Below are 25,685 nucleotides of genomic sequence, written 5' to 3'. Positions count from 1 at the left end.
ATTCGATTACCAACTTTCCAAATCAAACCATTGGAAATGAAACTTGCTTGGCTGCACTTTTTGCCGAGCTTGATTTCACTCCTTGTGCTGCCAAGCTCTTATTACGTCCACCAGAAGGTGCTGGTCGATCGGCGTCAATCACTACATCGATCAGAAAAGGAACGCTTGATGCGATCGCTTGTTCTAATGCCGCTTCAATATCCGACTCTCTAACAACCACGATCGCTTCTGCTCCCATCCCACGAGCAATCATGGCAAAGTTTGTCGGTGGAAGTGTTGCATCTGCGCCCTTTAATCCCAAGATTTTCATCCCTTGATGGCACATGTTGTAACGCGCATCATTGAGTACAATCCAGATGGCGGGAATTTTGTATTTCACGGCTGTGCTGATTTCGTTATTCATCAGCATTGCTCCATCACCAACAATCCCTACAGCCTTGCTATTGTTCGCCAAAGCTGCACCCAACACTCCGGTGACGGCGTGACCCATTGCACCAACTCCGGTGCTGACTCGGTAACGATTGGCTTGGGCAAATTGGAGTAGATGGGTTGACCAAGTAAAGGAGTTACCACACTCCGCCATGACTATCGCATTGCTACCCTCAACAATGATCTTTTGAATTGCTGCCATCAATACTTCTGGCCGCACTGGATAGTCTACGTCTGATGCAGGTTCAATTGCTTTGTGTTCTGGACGAGGTAAAGACAAAGTTGTGGAATGAGGAGCATCTGGTAATTGCTGCAACAACTCTTCCACAAAAGCTTTGATATCAGACCGAACCCCGAAAGTTTCCACGTGTGGATATGCAACCCCTGGCACTTCGGGATCAATATCGACATGGACAAAACCTCCTTTGGGAACTAGCGCCGAACTCCAAAAGGAAGTCGGTTCACCAAGGCGAGTTCCTAATACGAGTGTGCGTAGTGGAGGTTGTTCTTCCATATAAGTTAAGACGGAAGCATGACCGCCTAAACCTGTGACACCCACAAATTGCGGATGATCTTCGGGAAAGATACCTTTAGCACGGGGTGAGCAGATAACGGCAGCTCCAGTTTTTTCTGCGAGTTGGAGGATTTCGGCTGCTGCGTCACGCGCACCAAAACCAACCCAGATAGCAAAGGGGCCGGATGATAATAACTCTACCGATTTAGCGATCGCTTCTTTAGAAGCAGTCATCGGAAAGGGAGAAATATCTAGTTGAGGTAAGGCTATATCTTCAACTAAACTTGTCTGCACAGCGGTGGGAATGCTCAAATGTGCCACAAATCCGCCTGGTTGCGCCATAGCCAGAGCCAGTTTACGAAAAATCTGCGGTAATTGAGCCGCAGATTCAATAGTGATTGCATAGTTGAATAGCGCTCCTGGGGTAAAAATTCCCCCACTGGGCAATGTATAAGTGCTGGTTTCTTGAATAGCCCAACGTCCACGCTGTGGTGCTGAGGTGCAAGCTGACAACAAAATTACCTTTGCACCTTCCCCACGAGCCGCAAATAATCCAGTCAGTGCATTGGTGATCCCCGGCCCAGCTGTGGTAAAAACTACCGTGGGGCGATTATTGGCAAAGTATGCTTCGGTAGCTGCAAATGCTGCTCCGGCTTCATGGCGGAAGTTCAACACTTCTATATTGCTATTGGATAGCGCCCCCCAAAGGCTGGCCATTGCCCCACCGGCGACACCAAAAGCGTAACCTACTCCCAAATTTACCAACATCTGAGCGATCGCATCGGCAACTGAAAGCGTTGGGGGTGTTTCGTCATTTAAAAAAGGCTGAATTCCCCCATTTTTCTCCGATTCATCAAGCTGACGGGAGTCAGATACAGATTCTACATATCTATTTGCTGGAAATTCCTTGTATGGTTCGGTAGTGATGAGAGGAGAGTTTGAACCAGTATAATTTTGACTCATTAGTTTCACTTAATTACATAAAGTTACACAAAGACTTTTCAGTTTACAATCACAGCGCTAGAAATCTAGAAATATCTAATACAAACAACTCTGTTGTTTCTTACAGCTATGACCTAACTTGGTCGCTAGTAGAAATGGTTGATCGCTGCTGATTGATGCTTGTGAGCGCGGTAGCAAAAAATTTTTACCAAAAGCAGACAACAATCGGGGTTGTGCTTCTTGTGACCAGAATAAGGCAGAGAAAGACTGTTGTGCAATCAAAAATCTTTTGATAGAAGTGTCAAATTTTTCGCTTCTGTGGTGATGATTACAGTACAAAAGGTAGGTTTGCGGCGAAAAACTAAATCATGTAAGGGTATATAAACTAGCAACTAACCTGAATTCAACCATGTCTCAGAATCTTTACAAAGCTTAATATAGCTAGCTTTAATTGCACCTATCTACTTGCTAAATTGCCTGGGGAGGTTCTTGATTTATCAGGGTTATTATAGTTGAAAGCTAATCTGCAATGAAAAATCTTTTGATGTGGGTGTCAATTCTTTCGCTTTTATTATGATTGCGACATTCTCAAATTAGTCACTTTGAAAGATTGATATTTTACCTAGGCGTAACCCAACCTAGGCATCGCAGAAGCAGCAGATGACCAAATTTACAATAGGAAATTTTTTGATTTGGTGATCAATTCTTTTGCTTTAGAACTTACACAACTTTTCACCTGAATTAAAGCATGAGTTGAATTACACCACTTTGGTGGTTTTCATATTGCCACCAAAAACTCTTTGAGTCAATTATTTGTAACGATAAATACATCGTTTTTTAACTTGTGATATTTCCTTAGAGAGATGACTAAGGGTTTAGTATGCATTGCCTAAGAAGTATGTTTTATTGCTACTGAAACAAGTTATATACTTAGTATAGTAATGCAGTGTTTCTTTATGACAAAACAAACACAACGCTATACGTAAAAATATACGTATATATTTAATACAAATGTACTTCTTGCGACAGATGACTAAGCATATTCTTCTATAGTTAAATCCCTGAAAGAGTAAGTTAAGATAAATTAAGAAAATAAGTTGATGAGTAAAATTTGTTCATTTAAGCCAAGCACTGCAAATTCATTTATGTTGAAAATAAAACGACTTTACAGTATTACAGCACCGTGGGAATCTACCTACTATCTCAACTAACCAGACAAGTTGCCTAGAGCAACTGGTTAAAGATTGGGCAAACTTCCGCCGTGTTGTACTAGTAGTTCGCCAAAGTCCTTGGCGAGCGAAAAATTAAAGGATAATTTGTTATCCTTTAACTTTTCCCCAGTCCAAACGCAGCAATTTTAGGTTGATAAACTACTAGTTACCTCTGTAGAGAGCTAGTTTAAATTTAAAATATCTTTCCTACTGATAGATTAAAAGTTTTGAACTCTTAATCTATCATATCTATTGACTAATCTAGATTTGATTTGTCTATATTTTGTGCTGCTATAAAAAGCTGCTTAATTCCAAGACAAAATTTTTAATGTTTTAGTTTTTTTAGGAAAAATTGGTTCAATAATTTGCATTTTATTGTTATGATAAGTTTTGTTAAGACAATTAGTAAGATTTTTTAAATTACTAACTAATTTTATTTTTTACCAGCCGAAGAGTGCACCAAAGATTTTAGTAAGTTATGACTATTAACTCATTAATGGCTACAGTGCTGATTGATTACCAGGAGGAAGTAGGAATATGAATTCTGGCGAATATACACTAGCTAGATCAAACAATCAATGGGCACTACAACCTGAAGTAGAAATGAAGTTTGCTCACTTCCTAATAAATCACGCTGTAGATGCTGCCTTTTGTTTAGGAGCAAACGCGCAGTTTCTTTACGTCAACGATGCCACTTGCCTGATGACTGAGTATTCCCGTGAAGAATTACTTTCCATGAGGCTGCATGATATAGATGTAGACTTTTCTCTGCACAATTGGTCAGATATTTGCTCACAGGGTTCTCTTACATTTAAATCTCGCTATCGGACAAAAGGAGGCCGGATATTTTTAGTAGAAATATCCATGAGCTATGTAAAACAACAAGATATGGAATTTGGTTGTGCTTTTGCTCGTGAGAAAAATGACGAAATAGTAGAACTGAGCGTGCAAAAGTGGACTGATGAATTAAGGGATGCCAAAGATAATCTACAACAAGAATTTTCTCAACTCAAAGCAAAAGAAATAGAACTAGAAGCATCTCTTTCGTTACTTCGTTCTACTCTCGAATCTACTGCCATTGGTATTGTTGCAGTTAATTTTGAGGGAGATATTCTGAGCTTGAATCAGAGATTTGTAGAGATGTGGCAGATTCCAGAGTCTCTAATACTATCTAAGAAATGCCCTCGATGCAAAGCCTTTTTTGAGAATAAACTTAAAGATCCACAAGCTTTTAGTCGGCTGATTTGGGAAGTGTCTAGCCAATCTGATTTCGAGAGCTACGACATTCTAGAGTTGAAAGATGGGAGAGTTTTTGCACACTATTCTAAACCTCAGTTGCTTGAGGGCAAAATTATTGGGAGAGTGTGGAGTATTTGGGATATTACTGAATCGAAACAGACTGAAGAAGCATTACGATTAAACGCAACTAGATTTCGGACTTTAGCAGAAACAACAGATACTAGTACTTTTCTGATTCAAGGCACGCGACTTTGCTATATAAATCCGGCAGTAGAGCAACTCACTGGCTATACAAAAGAGGAACTGCTAACAGGTTTTGATCTTCGCCGACTGATTAAGAGCAAAAAACGCAGGCAGATACGTAAGCAGAGTGAAGTAGGTAACTTTGAATACCAGGAAATGAATATTCTGACAAAAAGCGGCACGGAGCGCTGGCTAGCCTGTGCCGTTGCCAAGCTTGATGGAGGCCTGGATTTTGGGGGTAACCCAGTTGAATTAATTGCAGGTATCGATATTACCGATTACAAATATGCAGAATTAGGTCTTAATCAAGCTTTAGAACAAGCCAAACAACTTAGCGAACTTAGAGCGCGTTTCCTTTCTACGGTTTGCCATCAATTCCGAACTCCACTGAATATTGTTTCATTTTCTAATAGTTTACTAAAGGAAGAAGTAGATAAACGTACACAGAAGAAAATCCAACCACTACTAGATCATATTCAAAAAGCCACTGAACAACTGAGCTTGATGTTGGATGATATTTTGTTCTTCTCTAAAGCAGAAGCAGAAAAATTAAACTTTGAACCAAAACCTATTGAGTTAGTTCAGTTTTGTGATGATTTGGTTGCACAAATGCAGATGACTGTTAACCAAAATCCAATCATTTGCATAAGTCCAGATAACTCTCTAACAGCCAATATAGATAAAAAGTTGTTAGAGCCTATTTTGAAGAATTTGCTCGATAATGCCATCAAGTACTCTTCCTCGAAAATGGCAATTGAATTGAAATTTTATTGTCAAAACGAAAAATTAGTTTTTCAGGTAAAGGATATGGGTATCGGTATTTCAGCAATAGATCAACAACGAATATTTGAACCATTTTATCGTGGTAGTAATATTGATCATATACCTGGTACTGGATTAGGGCTATCGATTCTTAAAACTCTTGTAGATTTACATCACGGTCAAGTCTCTGTGGAAAGTGAAGTTGGTGTTGGGACTACGTTTACTGTGATGCTGCCATTAATGAAATTAGCAACTGGTTACGAGTTATGAGTGTTGAAATGAAGATAGTTGTTAATTAACAACTTAACAATCATAACTATCGGAACCAGATAGTTCATTTCATCTCTATTTAGATACCCACTAAAGGGTCTAGTAATCAGCTTTTGTAAAAAGTTATGGGAATAAAAAATGATGCACGAATCGTCAAAGAAAATTCTCGTCATTGAAGATGATACCGTTACCCGCGATCTTTATTTAAAGGGTCTTGAGGCTAAAGGCTTTGATATGATAGGTGCTGATAACGGTCGTGTTGGTATCCAACATGCACAAAAGAGTACACCCGACTTAGTGATTTGCGATATCACAATGCCTGATATGGATGGTTATAGCGTTTTAACTACGCTACGCCAAGATCCTGTTACAGCAATTATTCCTTTCATTTTTCTAACTGGTAGTAGTACCAGATCAGATATTCGCAAAGCTATGGAATTGGGAGCAGATGACTATCTTACCAAGCCCTCGACACTAGAAGAACTGCTCAGAGCGATCGCTATTCGCTTGCAAAAGCAAGCTAATCTGCAATACTGGTGCGCTATGAAGTTCGAGAAAGCACCAAAATCAGTATTTACAGATGATACTACAGCGATCGCTGGAGGTGTTGCTGTAGCCTCTGATCAAGAAGCCCCTGATAGAGAAGCCAACATTCCTTCTAAGTCAATCTTTCCCTCCATTCCCCAATTAAAAGAGGTTTTTGACTTTATCGAAGCCCATTATCATCAAGGAATTACTTTATGTGATGTCGCTCTTGCTGTTGGTTACTCACCTGCTTACTTAACAAACCGAGTAGCGCGGCAGACAGGAGAAACTGTAAACTGCTGGATTGTCAAACGCCGAATGGCGGGAGCGCGTTTTTTACTCCAAAATAATAATCAGACAGTCGAGAAGATAGCGAAAGCATTGGGCTATCAGGATGTGTCTCATTTCTCCCGTCAATTTCGCCAACATCACGGTTTACCTCCCCAAGCTTGGCGCAAACAGCATCAGCTTGTATTGCAAGAACAGGTGCAACTCTGGTGAAAGTAGATTTACAAAAAAGGCAGAAGGCAGGAGGCAGGAGGCAGGAGGAAAGAAGTATTAATAAAAACTTTAGTTGTAGGTTTAGCAGCCCACTAGTACCGCAAGGCGGAATTAAAAATTAAAAATTAAAAATGAAGACAGCGTAAGGGTTTTGTTGATTGGAAATGGGTGGTTTATTTCTGCCGTGCTGTACTAGCATAAAAGATTTGTGTCGATAGCGCAGCGTTAGCAAATCATTGAGCGTAGCGGAAATTTTCCCCTGCCCTCTGCCCCCTGCATTCTTCATACAAATAGTTGCGTAAACTCATATATTAAATCCACCCTGCCCTTGCGTAACATGGCTGGATCTAATCTTTCTGTAGTATTGCAAGTCATCAAGACAACTAACCGTTGCTGCATCTGAATACCAGAGTCATCAATTACACTCTGATACAAAGTGCCATCCAGCAAACTCAGAATGTGTTCGGTTTTGTTATTGTATTGCGCCACTTCAGAAGCACGATTTTGCGCTAGATTATCAGCTTCGTTAATAACGATACAAATACGCTCTATGTAAGTCGGTGGGACAAAGTTAGCGATCGCATCATGATCTAAAATAAAGATTACATACCCCAAAGGTACAAGAATTTCTTTTGCAACTGCCTGTGTCCAAACTGTTTTACCAGTACCCGGTTTCCCATGTACAACAACCGCTAACTGGTTTTGATTCAGAATCGCTTGCTGTACAGAATCAGTAAAGTTTTGTATATCTGCGGGAAATGTCCGAATGGAAAATTGACTATGAACCTTACCTACACGACTTTGATATCCACTCAGCATCACGGCTAAGTCGTAAGTCGCTTTGTTAATCAGTGGCGCAAGATTTTTCGCCATTAAACTATATTGTCGTCGCCCGCGATCGTAGGGGTCAATTTGCAACCAAACGTCATACTTCGACCAGTAAGCATAAACAGTATTTATAACATCTAAGCGTTCCCAACTGACAAATCTATCTATAGGAAAATAAAAATCTCTTTCTGAGTAATACTGCGTAATAATGTCAGGATTACCCAACACACCTAAAACTCGCAGTACAGTAATTTCTTGCAGTCGGTTAAGAACATAATCAATGGGAATGCTACTACGACTCACAAATTGGAGAATGGGTGTTTCTGTACTCAAAACATCTTTGTAGCGATGATCTGGTGATTGAGGATCTGGCGTGATGTAATTCCAAAACTTTTCAACTTCGTAGCGGGTATTATCAGATACAATATTTAATAAATTAGCCCACCAAGCATAATTATTTCGTCCCAAAATATCAGCAACATTACTTGCTAAATTCAAACTTTTTTGAGTTAACTCGCGGGAGTCACTGTGCAATAGTTGCCATAAAAACCCCCAGTCTAATTCTCGGTTAAACGGTCGCCAACCGCTAGCAAGCAAGCTTTGTCGGGTATTATTTGTAGGAGTGCCTTCATTGCTTCTAAAATAGTCAAAATCCATATTTATTAGTTATGCAGCGTTAATCGAATTATTTGGTATTAAGTAGGAGATTTTGAAAAATTTTTCTCGTAATATTAACTAATTGCGTACAAATAGTAATTTTATTTTCACCGTGCTGTATTGGCTAGGAAGTTTTTTTAATTTAACTCATCCTGCCTGTATTATACTGTACTACATCAAGATTACCTATGTCAACTTTTTTGACAAAGCAACTGGTAAATGGGGGGCTTACTTTTAGCTATTGATATATCTATGCTACTTATCCATCTCTAGATGACAACTAATACCATGTCCGTGGAATTGCCCTCAAGATAAAGCACTTAACCCCATTTTTAGCTGATGCCAAAGTTTCTCTCCCTAATCTTGGCTCATAATAAGCGGTTATAACCGTATTTTCAGGGCTAGAACTGCTATTCATAAAGCCAGTTGCGTAAGTCCTGATAGTATCAGTCTGAGTAATTACAAATTTTTACCATTCTTTCTGAAAATAGTTGTGGTTTTAGCGATCGCAGCCTGTAACAACAACCCACCGATGGGAACTCACAAGTCAACGCTTGCACGAACGCCTATAGAAACAAAAACCGTTAGCAATACTTTAGGTAAAGTTGAAGTTCCCCTAAAACCGCAGCGAGTTATTGTGCTAGAAGAAAATGTGGTTCTCGATTCTGTAGTGGCGCTGGGTATAAAGCCAGTTGGTGTAGTGTATTGTGGGGGCTGTGAGGAAAAGTTTCGAGGTATACGCAGCGAATTACTTGCTGGCGTTCCAGTTTTGGGCAGTATTGGGAGTCTACCTTCCCTAGAGAAAATTCTTGCTTTAAAACCCGATTTAATTCTGGGGTTAACAAACCTCAAGAGTTCTTATTTATTACGTGAAAAAATTCCCTTCAACTATTGCGATCTGCCATTCGCGCAGCGTCTCTAAGAGTTGGGATGGGATTCCCGCCGATTTTCATTGAACTTTCTGAAATTTCATGGCTTTAAACCCTTGCTGTATCATCTGATTCACGCCCCTTCAAATCAATATACTCACAACATATAAAAATAAAATAATACAAATGACTATTGTTACTAAAAATAAAAAATTATTATTGAAAATTTTCCCTAAAACAGTAGGTTTCCTTTTTTTAATTTTCTTCTTCTTGTTTTTCTCCCCTACTATGCCTTGTCTCAAACGATTGTTGGGTTCATCTCGTCTGGATATTAAATATTTTGAGATTCCCTCTTTCTCTTGACTTGCACGTTCAATACCTCTAGGAATTATAGGCAAAGAAAGATTTATTTTATTCTGATATTGACCGTAACCCTGAGAATTCTTATTTGGTCTTTGCGCTACATTACTACGCTCCATTAACTGAATAACTTGTTGCAAATATGCGTTCTTTGGAAATTCAAACCACTCCCTATAAACATTAAATGACTTACAAGCTTGATGAATTTCTTTCTCTACTTTGTAAACGTCAGCAACAAACACATAATGAATGAGTTTCAATGGGTAGGGACTTTGACGGCTATTCAGTTCTTTTAATCTATCCTCTGGTGTCCGTGGTGCTACAGTTAGCCCTATTTTGTATCTATATGTACCTACACTATGAATTAAATAAATGTACCCTGGTTTCATTCTTGTATTCAAAAAACTAATTATCCGAAAAATGGGTTTAAAACCCCGTGCTTCCAGCACGGCTTTAAAGTAATGAGTAAGGAGTAATGAGTAATGAGTGGATGAAAAACGGGTATTGACTCATTACTTATTACTTATTACTCATTACTCCAGAATCACAGTGTGTTCACGGTGGTGAGGATGTCAAACTTCCAGGTCTTCATAACAAAGTCATTGGCGAAACGTTTGTTGATTTAATTAATGAAGCTTTTAGGAATTACGCTCAATGCTTCCAGACGCTTGACTCCTTCACTTACGATATAGTTAATTATCTCATACCATTTCCACAAATATTTGCAATACATGAATCGGCTGTAGAAGTATAGAGATTTAACGCCTATCTTGCTGCATTCCACTCTTATTCAGGCTAGTCAATATTTAAATGTGTTTGTCCTGGATCTGTATAGGAATCAACAAAGAAGTGCTATTTTTATTAAAAACATGAAATAATATCCCCTTTAGAATATTTCTAAAGGGGATTTTTAAACAACAACAAAAACTATGAAAAAAGAACTCTGCAATCAATATTGATAGGCAATAAATTATTGCAGTTGTAGGTCTTTTTATCTATATACATAGCGAGCTGGTATCCACTGGCGACCACGATTTCGTTGTACCCAACGTCCAGGAACCAATATCCTCCTTCTCGCTTGAGCAGGAGTATAAACCCTAACTGGCGCTGGTCTTTTGATTATTCTAACTGGTACTGGTCGCCTAACTGGCCGTCTGATCTGGGCATCGGCTTGGGAAGGAATAAAGGTAACAGCAATTGGTAAAATCAGCGCTAAACTAGCAAGTATTCTTTTAATACTCATTCGCAAACTTTCCTTCTATGATGTAGACATCAAAGTGATTAATATCTCGCGAAATATTAATCGCTTTGACAAATAAATGATAAAACTGAAGGGATATATACACTAGTGAAAAAGGTAATTAGTTAAACCGTGACTAATGTCATATAGGAATCCGCTTTGATTTCTGAACTAATTTGCGTAGACAGGCAATAGGCAATAGGCAATAGGCAAGAAGGCTTCTTAGTTGTACTGAGTTTTTTTAGAAATCAAATATCAATCCTATAGTTCCCGAATCAGATATGCAGAAAGCCCAACAACCCCTCTTCTCTGCGGTCTTAATGATAAGTCTTTAACCAGGCACGATATTACAGTGATTGCAACTCAACTTTGCAACCTGAAAAAAAGGGACGGGCAAAATACCCATCCCAGAAAATTCACTTTTATTCAATTGATAGCAAAACTTTTATTGCACTGCGGTGGGGAAAGCACCAGGTTGCACAGCTACATTAATATTCTGCCCATTGCGACGTAATTCCATACGTAAATCGCCCCCGACTTGGCTGTTTTCTACTGCTTTTTGGACACTACTGGCATCTGTGACTGCTTGTCCACCAAGCTTTTGGATTACATCACCAGCACGTATTCCTGCTTTAGCGGCTGGCGAATTTGGCACAACTTTCACAACTAATACACCTTTATCTTCACTCACATTCAAACCGCTGTTGGGATCTGAGTTGATATTTTGTTTTAGTTGAGGCGTTAACCCCATCATCTGAATTCCCAGATAAGGATGTTCTACTTTGCCTGTAGCTATAAGTTGATTAGAAATGCGTTGTACTGTGTTGATGGGAATAGCAAAGCCTAATCCTTGTGCCCCTTGGATTATAGCTGTATTCATGGCAATTACCTCGCCACGAGAATTTAGCAGGGGGCCGCCGGAGTTACCAGGATTAATCGCTGCATCAGTTTGAATATACTCTACTCGCTTATCCGCAGCACCGATTAGATTACTACTGCGTCCAGTAGCACTGATGATTCCGGTAGTTACTGTATTATCTAGTCCAAGGGGGTTGCCGATCGCGATCGCCCATTCTCCTGGTTGCAATTGATCTGAGTTCCCTAAAGCTACTGAAGGTAGATTCTCTGCCTGAATCTTGACAACAGCGACATCGGTTAATTCATCTTTTCCTAACACCTTACCTTCCAAGGTGCGCCCGTCTTTGAGTGTCACTGTCACTGTATCAGCACCATCTATGACATGGGCGTTAGTGAGAATCCGACCATCGGAACTGATGAGAAAACCTGAACCAGTACCCCGTTGTACCCTTTCTCCTGATTGTGGCAGTTGGGAACCAAAAAAGCGGCGAAAAAACGGATCGTTGAATTCATCTGGTATCCGGCTTCTTACAGTTCGGGAAGAGTTAATCCGCACTACTGCTGGCCCGACCTTCTGCACCACCTGTGTCACAAAATTAGGATCTGTGGCGGCTGGTAATGGAGGAGCGGCATTGACTCGACTAACTGCCAAGTTAGATGCACTCTCAGACATCTGCCGAGAATTTCCAGCCATATAGCCACCGGCTAATGTCATACCTGATCCCAGCAGCACCAGCGATAGAGAGGCGGCAGCCTTTTTCCAGGGCGCTCGATTTTGGTATTTGGTGTCAACAGTGTTTGATAAAATGCTATTTGATGGGTGTTCTCCATCACGAGATTGGTTTTGCATTGCTGTCTGGAAAGATATTTTAGATATATTACTAATGTAGATATTATTTATGACAGTTTTGTTGCGGAGGTATTGCGTTGTTGTGAAAGATTTGGTATTTTAACCATCGCATCCCACCTTAACTGAACTCTACCTATATGGAATATAGTCATTCGTAGGGGCGCACATCTGTGTACTCCGATTGCGTGTTCCATCCATGTCTGAAGGAATAAAATGGCACAGGGTAAAATCTTACTTAAGCCTGGTACTTTATGGACAAGTGTCAAAGAGCAGACGGAACATGCTTTGCAATGTGGAGCGTTGCTGTCAATACCAACGGAATTTGAGTTTGTCGAACAGGATAATGTGCGCTTTTTAGTGCGGATTTTGTCTAACTTGAATCGCAAAAAAGCAGCCGATGAAAAACAGAAAAAACAATCTGCTACGTCTGGTCAAGAGTTTAATCCTTTCTTGCCCTACGAAGAGGATTTATTTGTAGCGGATATCTCTGATACGCATGTATGTATTTTAAATAAATTCAATGTTGTTGATTATCACTTGCTAATCATCACCCGTGATTTTGAGGAACAGGAAAGTTTGCTCACCTTGGAAGATTTTACGGCTATGTGGGCATGTCTAGCTGATTTCGATGGTTTAGCATTTTACAATAGTGGCAAAACGGCAGGTGCAAGTCAGCGACACAAGCATTTACAGTTAGTTCCTCTACCACTTGCATCTTCAGGCCCGCAAATACCTATTGAACCTCTGTTGAAGGCAGCACGATTTCAGGACTCGAACGCAACTTTACCAGGGCTTCCTTTTATACACGCTTTCGCACCGCTAGATCCCGATTGGATGCGAGGGGGTCAAGCAACACTGGAAGTTTATCTCACTTTGCTAGATGCGGTGGGTTTAGATGCAAAGCAATTGGGTGCTTACAATTTGCTGGCGACACGAGAATGGATGTTGATTGTACCGCGATCGCAGGAGCATTTTCACTCCATCTCTGTAAATTCATTGGGATTCGCTGGTGCTTTGCTAGTGCGAAATGCCGCAGAAATGGAGCTTCTCAAAGCTGAAGGGCCGATGACTATCCTCAAGAATGTTGCTATATCCTAATTAAGTTGGTGCGATATCTACGACGGATTACGCCTACACAGGTAATAAAACTTGAGAATTACCCTCACTTCCACAATTCACGGTCAACGTCATGATTTGAGCATCTCGTAAACTATCGCTATTTATGACTGCACCGTTTCCAGAATTCATCGCATAGGCTGGAAAGCACGCCGCACTTAAACTTAGACGTAAGGCGTTACCTTTGGCGATTCGCGCACAAGTCGGTTGCAGTTGAATTGTTGTAGAGATGTTACTTGCCACGTCTCGACAATGTACATAACCTTGGGTCAAATTATACACACGCCCATCAGGATGTACTTCTGATAGCACCGCACACAAATCATAACTAGGTTTATCAGCAGTACATGAGACTTTTACTACCACGTCTCCTGCCAAATGTAAATTTTCTACCAAGGGTTCACTAGTGTAAGTTAAGACATCGGAACGGCAATCAATATGCGATCGCTCAAATACACCCGCAGGAATTGCTGCATGACCACCCAAAGCCGGAACTGGTCGCCAAGGGTCATGAACTAATACATCTGGGGCATGGGGCATGGGGCATGGGGCATTGGAAAGAGTTCCTGAGTCTTCGCGGATGCTGGCTAGTCCGGTAGTTGACAAGAAATAGTATTTATGATTTTCTGTAAGGAAATTGGGGAAACTACGCCAAATATTACTTCCCATCTCAAATAGGCAAACAGGCGATTCCTGAAGCAATCCTGTATCTACACCTTTGAGAAACTGATCGAACCAGCGGACTTGCATCCTATCTACAGGACTCGCCGCTTTGGTACCAAAATCAATTTCACCAACTTTACGACCCCAAGGCAAATGCGCCCAAGGCCCGACTAACAAATGTTGGGGTGTATTGTTACGAACTGCCATATCTTTATATAAATGCAAAGTACCCCGCAGGTAGGTGTCAAACCATCCTCCAATGTGGAACATGGGCAAATCAACAGATTGCAAGTGGTGTTTAGGCGAAAGTTTTTCCCAGTATGCATCTGGTTGGGAATGTGCCAGCCACTCATGATAAAAAGAATCAGGGGCAAGTTGCTGGAGAATTTCTGGATTAGTCAAAGGCAGATTCCGAGAAGCGGCAAATAAGGCTTGATAGGCTGCTGTATCTCCTCGCAAACGGGCGCTTTCTGTAGCTAATTGAATTGCCCAAGCGAGATTAGTTTGTAAACAGAATGCACCTCCTTCATAAGCCCAATCTGTGTACAAATCATAGCCAATCATGGCAGGGCAAATCGTTGTGAGGGCGCTAGGCTGATTAACTGCGGCATATAGCTGAGTCATTCCTTGATAGGAAAAGCCATACATGCCAACTTTGCCATTGCTAGAAGGTAGATTTGCTACCCAATTTACCGCATCTTCGCCATCTGTAATTTCGTGAGTAAATAGCTGAAATTCGCCTTCAGAAGTGCCGCGTCCTCGGACATCTTGAATTACTACAATGTAGCCGTAGGCAGCATACCAATTAGGATGGGCATAGACAACAGTGGATGCGATCGCTCGTCCGTAGGGTTGTCGCATCAATAATACGGGAAATTCCCCATCAGCATCGGGACGATAGATGTCTGCATCCAAGCGGACTCCATCACGAGTGTGCATGGAGGCGGTTTGTTTGGGAAGGACTTTGAGCATGGATAAGATTAGGGAAATTTCAAAAACAGGTAAACTATACAGCGATCACAATACTGCTCGGTTAAGGGGAAAAGGAGTGGAAGGCTTGATATTTTAACCTTTTCCCACTCCCCCAAAACCAGACAAGTATTGACAGCGATCGCAGTTACTTGGGCTGCGATAATTTACCATTGCTCCTTACTTCCTGCACAATATCCTCTAGTTGACGACTGTTAATTTTCTCTCTAGGTCAAATAAGAAGCCGTGGATATACTCTTCAGTCCATTCTGCACCATAGAAGCGTTTAAACATCCCTCGTGCTGGGTCTTTTTCAGCCCGATATCGTAGGTATCGCAGTTGGGCTTGCTCAATGGCTGCTAAATTTTGGGAATCTGTTACAACTTCTGCTTGTTCTACAAAATCCAGATAAGCTTTCAAATAGTCTTTAAAAGCGGCAAACACCTGAGTTTCTACTACAGCCGTTTCTTGGGGACGAGTCCACAGAAAAGCGGGAGAGAAAAAGGGCTGTGCTTCTTCTGGAAAATCTCCTCCCCAAGATAGATGCTGTTGATGGGAGTGGAAAATGGGCAGAATTGGTTCAGTATATTTTGCTTGATACGCTGGATCGTCTCGAAATAGGGGCTGCATATCCAAAGCAATTAGATGTCCTCCGGGCAATGTCACCAAATCTGCCCCAAAAAAGGGTAAATCGTAGTTGAGACGGGGAAAAATCACAAAATTCAGCACTTGCAGCGAATTGCCACCCTGTACGTGAGCTGCGCGAATTTGCCGCAATTTTGAAGTTTGAAAGGCATAACTGGTGGTGACAACCTCTTCCTGATTCTTTCCCTTGCCCACAACAGCACTCTTGGACTCAAACCCAGTGGGGATAGGATAGGGCTGTAAATCCAAGCGCGATCGCATATAGGCGATCGCATAATCGAGAAATGGTTGATAAAGCGTCACGTTGCTTCGCTCCGAATTCAAAATTAATAATCCCCAATGCCCAATGCCAATTATCTTTTGCTAGCGCCAACTGCTAGGGGAACAGCATCTTCAAATAAGAATTCATGGAGAAAGCGCTCTGCCCATTCATGTCCAAAGTAGCTGCTAAACAAACCAGATGCGGGATCGCGGTCTGCACTATATTGGTCATAATCTTTTTGAGCTTTGACAATCCGCTGGATATCTTCAGGATCTTGGAGCGGTTTGGCATCTGCTAACATTTGCCAATACAGGTTTAAATAATCCTGAAAAGCTTCAAAGACTCGCGTTGCTACTGTTTCAGGGTCGGTTTTGGCAAACAGTAGGTATTTAGAAAAATACTGATTAGCATCGTAAAACTTCATTTCTAAGTTTTGCGCTAAATCCGGGTATTTATCGTGGAGAGATTTCAGCGGAACTATATATTTTTTTTGATAATCTTCATCCTGAAATAAAGGCTGAAAATCAAGCACAATCAGGTTTTTGACTTTACCAAAGGATAAAAAATCAATCCCTAACAGAGGTAGATCGTAGTGATGACTAGGATAAACCACGCTGTTAAAAATTTGGGCACTCTCCCCGGCATCAATGTAGGTATAGCGAATTTTCCGCAACTCTTGACATTGGTGACACCAACTGCGAATAGTTGCTGGGTTTCTGCCGCGATCGCTAACTTTGAATTCCAAACCAGGGGGAATGACCCTACTTTGTAAATCAAACCGCTGAAATAGCTCTTTTTCTAAAAATTCCAGGAAAGGCTTATACATGGAGCATGATTTGTTAACCCTTGCATGAAAATAAGTTATGGCAATCATGCACGTCTCATTTATGAGAAACAAAGCAACATTCCTTAATGGGGCATTAGTCATTAGTCATTTGTCATTGGTCATTTGTCATTTGTCATTGGTCATTTGTCATTTGTCATTGGTCATTGGGTATTGTAGATTACTCTTTCCATTCCCCATTCCCCCTTCCCCATTCCCCCTTCCCCATTCCCCCTTCCCCATTCCCCCTTCCCCATTCCCCATTCCCCATTCCCCACTCCCCATTCCCCATTCCCCCTTCCCCATTCCCCACTTCCCACTCCCCACTCCCCACTCCCACTAACGCCTAGCATGATTGTGACTGATCATTTGCTCCAGCAATTCTTGGGAAACACAGCGACGCTCAGAACAATAAGTCATCAAGTTGACTCCGTTCATCATTCGCACGGTACTGACTCTGACACGAAAATCATCCGTAACAAACCAACAACGTTCCTGACCTTGATTATTGTCATAGTCAGTATCAATCGTCAGCACTCCATCATCGGCAAATCGATACCGACTCACAACCGGAATGCTCTCAACATAACCTTGGTTGCGGATCAGTTTTCCAGAACGTCTCGTTTCGTCGGGAACATCAACCAAAATGGCAGCATTATCAGTATTCGGTAGCCTGGTATCTAGATTCGCTTGCCATGCAAAGCTTGCACCGCTTGTTGCTTTAGTAGGATCTATCCCTTGGGCTGTACAAACTTCTTGGACTTTTGGATCATCCTTTTCCATGACTTTAATGATCAAATTCGACTCTCCCGACTCATCCGCTGCCGAGTCAAAATGATGAACTGAGCGTTCCGTAAACCATGTTCCCTCACTCTTGCGGAAGAAGTCGAGCATTGTCAAGGGCGGTATTAAATGCATCTGTTTTGAAACCTCGTTTTATCAAACTTTTGGCGTTATTGAATACTGAGTTATGAGATGAAGTCCCCATTTCGCTAAAGTGTAGGATAACTCCAAAAGTTATATTTTAATCAGCTGATGACAAATACTGAAATTCAACTTATTACTAGCGATCGCCCCAGTCCAACTCCAGAAATCTTAACAGCCCTGAAAAAAGGAATCCCTGTGGATGGGGTTGATTTGTACCAATTCAATCTAAGGGAAGTCGATTTACGACAAGCTAACTTGAGCAAAGCCAAGCTATTAGGAGCCGACCTCAGTGAGTTGGTCTTGAGTAATGCTGATTTAAGTGGGGCTGATTTGCGAGGCGCGAATCTGCGAGGAGCCGATTTAAGTGGGGCGAATTTGCAGGGAGCCTATTTAAACCGTGCTAACCTCCAACAAGCAAATCTCAGTGGTGCAAATTTGGAGGGAGCTAAACTCCAAGTAGCACGTTATGATTCACAAACTAAATGGCCCCAAGAATATAACTACAAAGCTTCGGGAGCGGTAGGGCCGGGTGCTAATCTCAATGGTGCTTTTCTGAATACAGCTTCTTTACGAAATGCAGATTTACAAGGCGCGAATCTGCGTGGAGCCTACTTGAGTGGCGCTGATTTGACTGGAGCCAATTTGCAAGGTGCGGCTTTGAGCGGCGCTGACCTGACAAAAGCTTATTTGACAGGGGCTTGTTTGCGGAATGCTCGGTTGACTGGAGCCGATTTGCGGGATACAGACCTGCGAGCAGCTGACTTCAGTGATGCAGAGATGGAGCATCTTCAAAGTATTGCTGGGGCAGATTTTACTCTTGCTCAAGGACTCACAGAAGCAACTAAAGCTATGCTTTCCAGCCGTCCATATTCAGAACTTGACGTTTGGAACGCCTATACCCGCACAACAACTCGTGAGAGTTTGAGTGCTTGATAAATACAGTGCTGAGTTGCGAGTTCAGAGTCATGAATTGGATAAAAAAGAAGAAGGGGCACTCAGCACTCTTCATAAAGGTTTCCAGTTCTTTTTCAGGAGTGCTAAAAATGTCGCGTATCCTTCGGAAAAACCTGGTGGATCTGGTAGAAAATATTGGGGAAATTCTTTATACGATCGCCAAGGTTCTGAAGCATTATGCCGCAAATGTAAGGCACATTCTGAGGAACCTGGTAGTCGCCAAGTCATTTGACCAGTTGGTGTATCAGTCACAAATGCCTCCTCATCTTGAAAAAGTTGATCTTTTCTTCCAGATTTTGGCAGATTAACCGGATATTTTTGTCAGATTTAAGGTAAAATAATATATTAACTATTTTTCTGATAATTTTTATCACAATATTGTGAACAAAGTCACACTGCTAAGTAATCAGACAGAAATAATTACACAAGTTTTTTCCCGTAACCTCTAACCTGTTCCCTATCTCCACCAATGAATTTAATTGTGTCCGACTACTTATTGTGGCAACAAGTCTTCTAAAGCCGCTCCGACGACTCGGTGATCCTCATCCTGTCTGAGTTGGTTCAGGGCTGCTTTGGCTTCCGGCTCATCAAATCGTTTGAGGGCATAGCTAACTCGCACCCGCATCCGCCAAGATTCATCATTCACCAATGTTAGTATTTGGGATAATGCCGCAGCATTTTGGCTAGAATCAGCTAGTAAGCCGAGTCCATCAACAGAGGATTCCTGAACTGTGAAATCTTCATCTTTTAAACCCTGAACGCAGATATCAAATAGTTCTTCAGGACAATCCATTTCAGCGATCGCAGCCAAAATGCTCCGCCGCACTAACCAATGGTCATCCTGATAAAATGCCAGAACTAGATGAGAAACTGCGACTCTACCAAATAGCGATAAAGAATTTGCCGCCTCAGCCCGCACGTTTGGGGTATCGTCAAATTTCATAATTTGCATCAAAGCCGCAAAAGATTCCGCTGATTGTTGATTACCCAAACCCCTGGCGACAAAAGAACGCACTAAAAATTCTGAGTCATGAAGTTTACTTGTGAGCAGAGGAACTGCAACTTCTGATTCATAATCATCGAGGGCTGCGATCGCCTTCAAACGATAGTGAAAATCTGGGTTCTTCAGTTCAGTTTGGATTTTATGGATTTCCATAGGTGCATTTGGTAAAGCTATTCTTACTTTATTTTACAGATGTAAAAAAATGGCGATCGCATGATCAGAAGATTGAATCAAGGGCATTGGGAATACATAAGACCTCTTGCAAAAGTGCTTTTTGCAAGAGGTGGGAAAAGGGAAAAGGTTAAAGGGGAAGGGGAAAATACAAAACCTTTCCCCCTTTCCCCTTCACCTTTTCCCGACTTCTGCAAGAAGTCTATAGGTTATTCTCGTTGTTCCCTGTCTGCCCAATGCCCAATGCCCTATCCCCTAAACTAATGACTCAATTAAGCGAAACCGTCAAAGAATTAATAGCCAAAGCTAGAATTGTCAGCTTTACTGAGTGGGAACAGTCCCATCCCAAACCAGCGATCGCCATATTCCAAGCTGCGGATGATGCTTTTCGTTACCTGGACGATGAAGATTTATCGCAGATTAAAACCTTGTCACCCGATAATTCTGAGTTGATTCCTGTTGCTCAATTGTTACGCGATCGCGCAGCCGAAATCGTTGATGAAGCAAGAGTTCAGGTTTTAGCAACTTATCCTGAAATTATCCAGCCTGGAGGCGGTCTCTATCCACCTGAACGCGCCCAAGCTTGCTGGCGAGACTTTTGGCATTTTCTCCGCTGTATTACATACAGCATTGCAGGTGGCCACACTCAGTATACAAATCCCACCGGACTGCACTATATGAACTTGCTTTATCAGGAATTACAAGTTCCATTGGATGCAATGCTTTTAGGCTTAAAAAGCATCAAGGCTGCTAGTTTGCAACGCTGCCAAGCCAATCAGCAGCAAACTCTTGCTCCCTATTTTGATCATTTAATCAGCCAACTGGCTACTTTCCAAATTCGATAAGTTAAGTGGGCGTGAATAATTAAAGGTTTGTAGTCAGAGCTTCATCTCTTACTAGGAGACAATTTTAATTAATTTTACATTGCGTAATATAGTTTTATTTATTCTTGCCCACTTATTGAGATTAACTTCTCCCTTCGCGTAGCATCTCGTAGTGAAGGGGAGACGCCAAGGGTACTCAGCACGATTAATACTTTTGCTCAAGAGGACGGTAAAATACCATCACTTGTATCCCAATCGCAAATCAAATGCTAAAAAAAAGCTAAATTTTCTTTAAAAGTATCATATAGCTTCACAAATTTTAATAAATATGGTTTCGGCATCGTATCACAATATGTAAAAGCAAACGGTGCAAAAACTTAAAATCATCAAGACTAATAAGGATTTAAAGTCTCTATGTCCTCTCCTTTGTCACAATGATGTAAAGTTTTTTAACATCTGCTGAATATCCTTCTCATAAAATTTAGTTGTTAACTGGGAGATAGTTTGAATGGCTTTTGGACCAGCATCACGATTAGGGGTCGCACTGTTTGAAGACACCGATCCCATTGATCTGTGGCCAAGTCGCTCTAATGAGGAAGCTGAAACCGTAATTAGATCAGTCTACAAGCAAGTTCTAGGCAATGCTTATGTAATGGAGAGTGAGCGGCTTTCCGTTCCTGAATCCCAACTCAAACGGGGTAACATTAGCGTTCGTGAGTTTGTACGTCAAGTTGGGAAGTCGGAACTTTACCGTTCACGCTTTTTTGATAGCGCACCCCGCTATCGAGCGATCGAATTAAATTTCAGGCATTTCCTTGGTCGTGCGCCATTGGATCTAGAAGAAACGCGTACACACAGCACTATTCTGGATACAAAGGGCTTTGAAGCTGAAATTGATTCCTATCTAGACAGCGACGAATACCAAGAAACCTTCGGGGAAAACATTGTGCCTTATATTCGGGGCTACAAAACCGAAGCTATCCAGAGTTTGGTTCAGTTTACTCACTTGTTCCAACTGGTACGTGGTTCTTCTAGCAGCAGCTTGAAAGGTGACTTAGCTGGCAAACAACCAAAATTGAACAGTTTGCTAATTCAAAGCACGCCTACCCCCGTAATTTCACCAGCTAGCAAGGGTGCTGCATTCCGCAACCCAACATCTACTGCTCGCACTCGTCAAGGTGTGGGATCTGGTGACAACGGTAAGGTCTACCGGGTTGAAGTCACTGGCTACAAGGCAAATGTGGTAAATAACATTTCCAAGTTTCGCCGCAGTAACCAGGTCTTTTTCGTGCCATACAATCAGCTTTCACAAGAGTATCAGCGGATTCACAAGCAGGGCGGTGTGATCGCCAGTGTTACTCCTGTCAACTAGAGAATAGAAATTGGGGATTAGAGCTTAGGGATTATTTGAAAAGTGTTTCGCTATGACTTTAGGTACTTTTCAAACATTCTCTTAGGGATTGGGAAATAATTTCCACCATACTCAATCTCCAGTCTTTAATCCCCAGTGTTGATAGTTACTATGACTTACGCAAAACTTACGTGCTCTGGGGCAATACCCTGCAAAAAGCCGTTTTACGTCTATATGAATTGCCCCTACCTGACAATTAGTAAGGGTTTTGGCTATTGTTTGCGTAAGTCCTGATTCATTAACAGTTAGCTCAAGCGATCGCTGATCTGGGGTTTGATCGGTTCTGCTGTCAGTTGTCATATACGAAGATATTTAACACACTTTCACAAACTAAAGTTTTACAAAAGCTGGTCAGTAGCAAAAATAACTGACAACTGATAGGAAATTCTACCTTTATCAGGGGTAGGATGCTCAGAAATTTCATTTAATGCAAGTTTTTAAGGAGATACTTCAATGTCACTTTGGGCTATTGATTCACCGAGAGTTGAACTGCGTCCGAACACCAGCGAAAGTGAATTACAAACACTGATTCGGGCAGTTTACAAACAGGTTTTGGGCAATGCTCACTTGTTGGAAAGTGAGCGACTAGCCACTGCTGAATCGCAATTGCGCGATCGCAAAATCAACGTCCGCGAATTCGTCAACACCGTTGCGAAATCAGAACTTTATCAATCCCTGTTTTTCAACTCTTCTTCCCAATATCGGTTTATTGAACTGAACTTCAAACATCTGCTAGGACGTCCTCCTGCTGATCAGGCTGAAATTGCCGAACACGTCCGCATCTATAACGAACAAGGCTATGATGCTGAGATCGAATCCTATATCGATAGCTACGAATATCAGCAGAATTTTGGCGAGAATATCGTTCCTTATGTTCGCAGCACAAGCTCCCAAATCGGAATTAAGAATGTTACCTTTAACCGCACCTTTACCTTACTCAGAGGGGTAGCTAGCAGCGATCGCGATCGCAAAGCCAAACTGATCAGCGATGTTGGTTCCAACTTACCCACATCCATCAAGGCTCCTGCGGCTGGTTCTAGTGTAAGCAGTACCGACAAACGCTTCTTGATTAAGGCAGTCAAAGGTTCAGCCAATCTCCGTACTCGTTTGGGCAACCTCGAATATGTAGTTAACTACAACCAACTGTCTGGACAAGTGCAAAACATTCATCGGACAGGCGGCAAAATCATCAGTATCACTGAAGTTGCTTAACTAGGTGAGTTAGGAGTGGGGAATGGGGAATGGGGAATGGGGAATGGGAAAGGGAAAAGAAAAAACCTTTACCCCTTAACCTTTAACCTTTTCCCCAAACCAGATTCCGAGTTAAAAGTGATTAACCGAGAAGTATTGGCACTGTTGGCTAGTATATAGACTAGGAGAATAACTTTTTAGCCAAGATATATCTTGGATTTTAAGCTACTTTTTAAGATTGCTTTTCTAATGGAAATTACTGAATTCTTTGAACTTTCAATTGGACGATGGCGATCGCAGCGTAGCGGTCATCATTTAGCATTCGCCCACTTTGAACAAGTCCTGTCTGACATTGACATTGAATCTCTATCCACCGATGATCCGGCAGTGTTAGCAATTTGTCAATTGTATGACACAGACCCCACCAGTATCACCCACCCCTTTCGGATGACTTGGAAAGGTGAGTCAGACTGGGACGATAAGCCCATTTCTGGTAGTACTGTGCTGGTGCCAATTCCTGATGCCGCAAATTCTTCTATAGGAAAACTTCTGCGGGATAAGGGATACGCTGAAACAATCCCAGCAGTGGCTAAATATCATCTGAGTGACGATGGGATTTTTACCCTGCTGACAGAGTATGAACTCGCTGCTGCTGAAGAAAAAATTTGGTTTGCTACCCCAAATCTGCGATTTCGGGTAGCGACAATTAAAACCAGTGATGGTAAAGGCGTGACAACAGCTTCCTTTTCTTCAGAAATTCGTTCTTTGTCAAATTCAACCAGTTAGCAAATATCAGGTTAAAACATAAAAGGAATCATCTAGTTTTGTCACTCTGAGGTTGAATATGACGATAGCGCCCAGTGAATCTAGCACCAACGCTAGCGATTTGCTCACCTTAGCCTGTTGGATGGCGGGAGATTTTAGCAACTACAAGCAATCTTTTGCAAATCCCCAACTTTACGCCCACATTCACATTTTTTTTCGTCCTTTACCGATTGAGTTTTTTTCTGCTATCGGTTTTTATTCTGAACAAGCGTATGACCACGATTTATGGACACCCTATCGTCAGGGAGTACATAAACTAGTCGATTTGGGCGATCGCATTTATATCGAAAATTACAGCTTGAAAGATCAGATGCTTTATGCAGGTGCGGCTCGTGAATTAGATATCCTCAAAACCATCACCCCAGAGAGCATTGAACGGCGTTATAACTGTTCAATGGTTTTTCAACGAGAAGGTGAAATATTTCGAGGCAGTGTGGAACCAGGCAATCAATGTTTGATTAAGCGCAATGGATGCCAGACATATCTTGTCAGCGAAGTAGAAATGACCGAGCGTACTTGGATAAGTCTAGATAAAGGTATGGATATTGAAACCCACAAGCAAATATGGGGATCAACTGCTGGCCCATTGCGGTTTGAAAAACGAGAAAGTTTTGCTGATGAATTAAGTGCGGTGAGCGCATTATGTTGATTCAGCTTGAATCTGTTAAAGCTAAAATGTTACCTCCACAGGCTGAAAAAAAGATGCGCTGCTGGATTCGCAGCCGCCACTTGATTTGTTCGGGTAACTTTTTTATATTCGAGACATTAGAATATACAACGATTGAAAGATTCTCTCAATGTGTTGCTTCTTTAGGAGGAACAGTAATATCCGTTGACTCCGTTAATAAAATTTGGATGGGCGCTCATCGCCAAGTTATTTTATATCAGGCAAAAGCTAGTTTACATACACCTCATCATACTTTGAAACAATACTGGATAAAATACGGTGGTTTCTACACTAGATTTGATGAGCGGGTTTAAGGGTTACTATTCTGCGGAAATTATTCTGACAGGCGTCTATACTCCAATTCAAAATTAAGTTTTGAATTTTAAATACTCCCCAAGGGGGTTGACGGCTAATTGTTAATGTCTAGTTGCTAATTTTTTTATCATGATTAGCTATTAGTTATTAACAGTTAGCCGTCTCAGTTTGTTAGAAAATGTAACTAAAAAAATCCCCAAAACTTGATAACTTAATATCAATAACTAGTAATTAGTAAATCTTCAGTAGAGTGTGTTACGGCTTTGCTATTTAGTATTGCCAGCCTACTATAGAAATTTGGCGTTGCATATTTGCGGGATGATTTTGCTAGTTTTGTGGGATGGGCATCTTGCCACTGGTGTCAACTTAACGCGAAACCGCACGTCCGCCAGGGATTGTAAATCCCTGTCTCATAGCTAAAGTCCTCTTCAGAGGACTTCATAGCGCAAAAATTTTCAGTCTACTTCAGTAGACTTGAGCAATTAGTCAGGATTTACAATCCCTGGCGGGTGAACAACACCCAATCAGTACGCTATTTTTGGCTTAAGTTGACACCAGTGGCATCTTGCCCGTCCCTTGTATTTCAGGGCGGGCGAGACGCCCACCCTACAAGAATCATCC

24 protein-coding genes are annotated in these 25,685 nt (G+C 41.6%); 11 read left to right on the top strand and 13 right to left on the bottom strand.

Going from position 1 to position 25,685, the window contains the following annotated elements; all coding sequences use genetic code 11:
- Positions 1–22: 22 nt before the first annotated feature.
- Together scyA and ACWATR_RS24975 are read right to left on the bottom strand one after the other, a co-directional pair.
- Complete coding sequence (gene scyA / locus ACWATR_RS24980; RefSeq protein ID WP_460338355.1) at positions 23–1,906, bottom strand: scytonemin biosynthesis protein ScyA; 1,884 nt, start codon at positions 1,904–1,906, stop codon at positions 23–25.
- 75 nt (positions 1,907–1,981) lie between these two features.
- Complete coding sequence (locus ACWATR_RS24975) at positions 1,982–2,167, bottom strand: hypothetical protein (RefSeq protein ID WP_460338353.1); 186 nt, start codon at positions 2,165–2,167, stop codon at positions 1,982–1,984.
- A 1,466-nt stretch (positions 2,168–3,633) separates the two neighbouring features.
- Here ACWATR_RS24975 and ACWATR_RS24970 point away from each other — a divergent pair.
- Positions 3,634–5,610, top strand: a complete 1,977-nt coding sequence (locus ACWATR_RS24970) for a scytonemin biosynthesis sensor histidine kinase (RefSeq protein WP_460338351.1) — start codon at positions 3,634–3,636, stop codon at positions 5,608–5,610.
- A 138-nt stretch (positions 5,611–5,748) separates the two neighbouring features.
- Complete coding sequence (locus ACWATR_RS24965) at positions 5,749–6,636, top strand: response regulator transcription factor (protein ID WP_460338349.1); 888 nt, start codon at positions 5,749–5,751, stop codon at positions 6,634–6,636.
- Positions 6,637–6,918: 282 nt separating this feature from the next.
- Here ACWATR_RS24965 and ACWATR_RS24960 read toward each other — a convergent pair whose 3' ends face one another.
- Positions 6,919–8,121 carry an AAA family ATPase gene (locus ACWATR_RS24960; protein ID WP_069068869.1) on the bottom strand — a complete coding sequence of 401 codons (1,203 nt, stop codon included), beginning with the start codon at positions 8,119–8,121 and terminating at the stop codon, positions 6,919–6,921.
- A 493-nt stretch (positions 8,122–8,614) separates the two neighbouring features.
- Between ACWATR_RS24960 and ACWATR_RS24955 the strand changes: the two genes are divergently transcribed.
- Positions 8,615–9,043 (top strand): hypothetical protein, encoded by a 429-nt coding sequence (locus ACWATR_RS24955; protein WP_460338346.1) that lies wholly within the window; start codon positions 8,615–8,617, stop codon positions 9,041–9,043.
- Between the two features lie 90 nt (positions 9,044–9,133).
- Here the strand turns inward: ACWATR_RS24955 and ACWATR_RS24950 are convergent, their stop codons facing one another.
- The 3 genes from ACWATR_RS24950 to ACWATR_RS24940 all read right to left on the bottom strand — a co-directional run bounded on the left by ACWATR_RS24950 (position 9,134) and on the right by ACWATR_RS24940 (position 12,298).
- Complete coding sequence (locus tag ACWATR_RS24950) at positions 9,134–9,739, bottom strand: GIY-YIG nuclease family protein (RefSeq protein ID WP_460338344.1); 606 nt, start codon at positions 9,737–9,739, stop codon at positions 9,134–9,136.
- Between the two features lie 602 nt (positions 9,740–10,341).
- Positions 10,342–10,593, bottom strand: coding sequence for a hypothetical protein (locus ACWATR_RS24945; RefSeq protein WP_460338342.1), 252 nt, complete (start codon positions 10,591–10,593; stop codon positions 10,342–10,344).
- Between the two features lie 442 nt (positions 10,594–11,035).
- Positions 11,036–12,298 carry an HhoA/HhoB/HtrA family serine endopeptidase gene (locus ACWATR_RS24940; RefSeq protein ID WP_460338340.1) on the bottom strand — a complete coding sequence of 421 codons (1,263 nt, stop codon included), beginning with the start codon at positions 12,296–12,298 and terminating at the stop codon, positions 11,036–11,038.
- A 213-nt stretch (positions 12,299–12,511) separates the two neighbouring features.
- On the opposite strand from ACWATR_RS24940, the gene ACWATR_RS24935 reads away from it, so the two are divergent.
- On the top strand, positions 12,512–13,396 hold the full coding sequence (locus ACWATR_RS24935; RefSeq protein WP_460338338.1) for an ATP adenylyltransferase family protein: 885 nt from the start codon (positions 12,512–12,514) through the stop codon (positions 13,394–13,396).
- Between the two features lie 33 nt (positions 13,397–13,429).
- On the opposite strand, the gene ACWATR_RS24930 is transcribed toward ACWATR_RS24935, so the two are convergent.
- The 4 genes from ACWATR_RS24930 to ACWATR_RS24915 form a co-directional block, all read right to left on the bottom strand.
- Positions 13,430–15,049 (bottom strand): CocE/NonD family hydrolase, encoded by a 1,620-nt coding sequence (locus ACWATR_RS24930; RefSeq protein ID WP_460338336.1) that lies wholly within the window; start codon positions 15,047–15,049, stop codon positions 13,430–13,432.
- 198 nt (positions 15,050–15,247) lie between these two features.
- Positions 15,248–15,994: a phycoerythrobilin:ferredoxin oxidoreductase gene (locus ACWATR_RS24925; RefSeq protein ID WP_460338334.1), complete on the bottom strand. Its 747-nt coding sequence runs from the start codon at positions 15,992–15,994 to the stop codon at positions 15,248–15,250.
- A gap of 50 nt (positions 15,995–16,044) precedes the next feature.
- On the bottom strand, positions 16,045–16,779 hold the full coding sequence (locus ACWATR_RS24920) for a 15,16-dihydrobiliverdin:ferredoxin oxidoreductase (RefSeq protein ID WP_069068876.1): 735 nt from the start codon (positions 16,777–16,779) through the stop codon (positions 16,045–16,047).
- 336 nt (positions 16,780–17,115) lie between these two features.
- A complete protein-coding gene (locus ACWATR_RS24915; protein WP_460338332.1) occupies positions 17,116–17,694 on the bottom strand; it encodes a phycobiliprotein lyase in 579 nt (192 codons plus the stop codon).
- Between the two features lie 117 nt (positions 17,695–17,811).
- Here ACWATR_RS24915 and ACWATR_RS24910 point away from each other — a divergent pair, with 117 nt between their 5' ends.
- Positions 17,812–18,636 carry a pentapeptide repeat-containing protein gene (locus ACWATR_RS24910; RefSeq protein ID WP_460338330.1) on the top strand — a complete coding sequence of 275 codons (825 nt, stop codon included), beginning with the start codon at positions 17,812–17,814 and terminating at the stop codon, positions 18,634–18,636.
- Positions 18,637–18,708: 72 nt separating this feature from the next.
- Here the strand turns inward: ACWATR_RS24910 and ACWATR_RS24905 are convergent, their stop codons facing one another.
- On the bottom strand, positions 18,709–18,909 hold the full coding sequence (locus tag ACWATR_RS24905; RefSeq protein ID WP_420760158.1) for a hypothetical protein: 201 nt from the start codon (positions 18,907–18,909) through the stop codon (positions 18,709–18,711).
- A gap of 241 nt (positions 18,910–19,150) precedes the next feature.
- Positions 19,151–19,813 carry a HEAT repeat domain-containing protein gene (locus tag ACWATR_RS24900; protein ID WP_460338328.1) on the bottom strand — a complete coding sequence of 221 codons (663 nt, stop codon included), beginning with the start codon at positions 19,811–19,813 and terminating at the stop codon, positions 19,151–19,153.
- Between the two features lie 281 nt (positions 19,814–20,094).
- Between ACWATR_RS24900 and ACWATR_RS24895 the strand changes: the two genes are divergently transcribed.
- Positions 20,095–20,676 (top strand): phycobilisome protein, encoded by a 582-nt coding sequence (locus tag ACWATR_RS24895; protein WP_460338326.1) that lies wholly within the window; start codon positions 20,095–20,097, stop codon positions 20,674–20,676.
- 487 nt (positions 20,677–21,163) lie between these two features.
- Positions 21,164–22,027, top strand: coding sequence for a phycobilisome rod-core linker polypeptide (locus tag ACWATR_RS24890; RefSeq protein ID WP_460338324.1), 864 nt, complete (start codon positions 21,164–21,166; stop codon positions 22,025–22,027).
- A 111-nt stretch (positions 22,028–22,138) separates the two neighbouring features.
- Here ACWATR_RS24890 and ACWATR_RS24885 read toward each other — a convergent pair whose 3' ends face one another.
- Positions 22,139–22,366, bottom strand: coding sequence for a hypothetical protein (locus ACWATR_RS24885; RefSeq protein ID WP_460338322.1), 228 nt, complete (start codon positions 22,364–22,366; stop codon positions 22,139–22,141).
- A gap of 153 nt (positions 22,367–22,519) precedes the next feature.
- On the opposite strand from ACWATR_RS24885, the gene ACWATR_RS24880 reads away from it, so the two are divergent.
- From ACWATR_RS24880 to ACWATR_RS24865, 4 genes are all read left to right on the top strand, one after another.
- Positions 22,520–23,278, top strand: a complete 759-nt coding sequence (locus tag ACWATR_RS24880) for a phycobilisome rod-core linker polypeptide (RefSeq protein ID WP_460338320.1) — start codon at positions 22,520–22,522, stop codon at positions 23,276–23,278.
- 228 nt (positions 23,279–23,506) lie between these two features.
- Complete coding sequence (locus ACWATR_RS24875; RefSeq protein WP_460338318.1) at positions 23,507–24,043, top strand: phycobiliprotein lyase; 537 nt, start codon at positions 23,507–23,509, stop codon at positions 24,041–24,043.
- A gap of 58 nt (positions 24,044–24,101) precedes the next feature.
- Entirely contained in the window at positions 24,102–24,731 is a 630-nt protein-coding gene (locus tag ACWATR_RS24870) for a CpcT/CpeT family chromophore lyase (RefSeq protein WP_460338316.1), read from the top strand.
- Positions 24,725–25,063: a CpeR family transcriptional regulator gene (locus tag ACWATR_RS24865; protein ID WP_460338314.1), complete on the top strand. Its 339-nt coding sequence runs from the start codon at positions 24,725–24,727 to the stop codon at positions 25,061–25,063. Before ACWATR_RS24870 ends, ACWATR_RS24865 begins: the two co-directional genes overlap by 7 nt.
- Positions 25,064–25,685 lie beyond the last annotated feature (622 nt).

It is taken from the genome of Nostoc sp. UIC 10890 (genome assembly GCF_054786515.1).
Note: the sequence above shows the minus strand (reverse complement) of the source record. Positions and strands in the feature narration are given on the sequence as shown.